Source organism: Sphingobium sp. ba1 (assembly GCF_000743655.1).
In the GTDB taxonomy this organism is placed as follows: Bacteria; Pseudomonadota; Alphaproteobacteria; order Sphingomonadales; family Sphingomonadaceae; genus Sphingobium.
In genome coordinates this window covers 177,980-180,571 of sequence record NZ_JPPQ01000083.1, presented here as the reverse complement: position 1 = coordinate 180,571, position 2,592 = coordinate 177,980, and the positions used below count along the sequence as shown (strand labels likewise).

General features: G+C 60.3%; 2 protein-coding genes. Both read left to right on the top strand.

Annotated elements, in window-relative coordinates; genetic code table 11:
• The coding region (locus tag IL54_RS20160; protein WP_037480586.1) for a LysR substrate-binding domain-containing protein at nt 1–481 on the top strand (481 nt) is incomplete at its 5' end.
• A gap of 461 nt (nt 482–942) precedes the next feature.
• Nucleotides 943–2,592 (top strand): recombinase family protein (locus IL54_RS20155; RefSeq protein WP_037480583.1); only part of this gene is annotated, 1,650 nt, incomplete at its 3' end.

Genomic DNA, 2,592 nt, shown 5'->3' with positions numbered 1-2,592 from the left:
GCTCCTCGAAGACAGGGTGCATCTGGCTGTCACCGCCTCGAAACCCGAAGATCCGCGGTTGGCCTTCCATGCGCTGGGCGAAGAGCACCTGCGCGCCGTAGCCTCTCCCGCCGTGGCGAGGCGGATTGCTGAATTGCCGCTGGTCGAAGGGCTCAATCAAACAGCCCACCTCGCCTACGATCTCGACCGGCCGTTGCTGCGGACCTGGCTCCATGCAAACCAGATCGAGCTGACTAGCCAGCCCGCCTTGACCGCGCCCGATCTGAGGGTGCTACGGTCGGGATTGTACGCGGACCTCGGCTGGACGGTACTGCCCGGCTATCTCACCCGCAGCGAACGCGCTGCCTGCACGCTGATCGAGATACCCGCGCCGATCATGGTGCCGCTCAACGCTTTCTACCTTGTGTGGGCACGCTCATCGCTGCGACACCCGCGCGTGGCCATGGCTCGGGACGCCCTGATTGCTGCACTCCAAATATAATTGTGGCCACGCCTGCTGGGCCGTCAGCACAATTTCGGGTCTGAACCAGTTGAGCGCTGGCGAACGAACGGCGGCTTTCGGGATCGTCGGCGACAAGGCCGAACGGCCGGATGTAGGGCGCAAAGCCAATGGTCTGCTTCCCTCGGCTTGATCGTCCGCTTCCGGCGGAACCGGACGTAGATCGGTTCGGGTTTTGTACGGCCGGGTCTGGTCGACTCCCGCCGGATTAGCGGGAGACAGACTGCACCCAAGAAACGAGCATTTTGCAACGAGAAGCCAACGAAGACCATCGGCAGCTCGCCGCTAGCTAATCGATTACGGCATCGCAGATGCCCTGTTCAGTGCCGGGCGGAATCCCAGTGATAGCATAATAGCGCGCTGCAATTTTGATTTCGTCCTCAGATTGGCAAGAATGATCAAATCTGTAGACTGACCCCAAAGCTCATCTCTGGAGACTCCAAATGCCCCGCGTAGCGCTTTATGCCCGCTATTCCGACGATAAGCAGAGCCCTGCATCGATCGACGATCAGTTTTTGATATGCCGTGAACAGGCGGCGCGCGAAGGCTGGCGGATTGTCGCCAATTATAAAGATGCCGCGATCTCCGGCGCAAGCGTCATACTCCGTCCAGGCATCCAGTCACTTTTGCACGATGCGCAGATGGGGCGCTTCGACATTCTGCTGGCCGAGGCGTTGGATCGGGTGTCACGCGACCAGGCCGACGTCGCCACGCTCTACAAGAATCTCCAGTTCGCCGGCGTGAAGATCGTTACGTTGGCAGAGGGTGAAGTTTCCGAATTGCATGTCGGCCTCAAGGGCACGATGAACGCGCTATTCCTCAAGGATCTTGCGAAGAAGACCCATCGCGGCCTGCGGGGCCGCGTCGAGAAGGGCAAATCCGGGGGCGGGCTTTGCTTTGGCTATGACGTCGTGCGGCGCTTCTCCAGCGAAGGCGAACCGGTCCACGGCGAGCGGAGTATCAATGCCGCCGAAGCTGAAGTCATTCGCCAGGTTTTCCGACAGTTCGCCAACGGGCTCAGCCCCCACGCAATCGCCTGCCGTCTGAATGATTCCGGGATTTCAGCCCCAACGGGCAAGCTGTGGACATCAACCACGATCCGCGGCCACGCCAAGCGCGGCACAGGCCTCCTCAACAACGAGCTTTATATCGGCAAACTTGTCTGGAACCGGCTGCGCTATCTGAAGAACCCGCAAACCGGCAAGCGGGTCTCCCGCATCAATCCCAAATCCGAATGGATTGTGACCGAGGTTCCTGACCTGCGGATCGTGGATGAAGAACTCTGGCAGGCTGTGAAGGCAAGGCAGGAGAATATCGCGATCCAATATGCCGACGTCATCGAGGCAACGCGCTCTGCCCATACAGCTCTTAATCGAACGCATCGCCCCAAAAGCCTTCTCTCAGGCCTGGTCTATTGCGGCTGCTGCGGCGGTCCTTATTCCCTTCGCGGGCAGGGGCGGTTTGCCTGTTCGAACCATGGTGATACGAAAAGCTGCTCGAACAGCCACAGCATCACACGCGACAAGCTGGAAGCGCGCGTCCTTGATGGTCTGCGCGATCGCATGATGACCCCCGAGGTCGCGGCAGAGGCCATTCGGACCTATGTCGAGGAGAATAATCGCATTAACCACCAGCGCCGCGCGTCAGAAAGTGCCGATCGAACCGACCTGCAGAAAGTCGTCAAGGCCATCAAGGGTCTCGTGACACTCGCAAAGGCAGGCAAGGGCACGCGCGCGCTGGTCGATGAGCTTTTGGAATTGGAAGCCCAGGAGGATGCGATCCGCGCTCGTTTGGCTGCGGCCCCTGCTGACGTGCCGGACATCCATCCCAACATCTCCGAGATTTATCGGCGCAAAGTCGAGCGATTGACGCACGCACTATCGCAGCCGGAGGAGCGCCAGGAAGCCGCCGATGCGTTGCGGGCGCTGATCGAGCGCATCGAGCTTACGCCCGGCGCGAAGCGTGGTGAGGTCAACGCCATGCTCCATGGCGAGTTTGGCAGAATCCTGGAGTGGATCGAACAGCGTCGAGTGGCGCAGAATGCACAAAGCCCCGGCGCTTTGGCGTCGGGGCTTTGTGGAATGTCGGTTTCG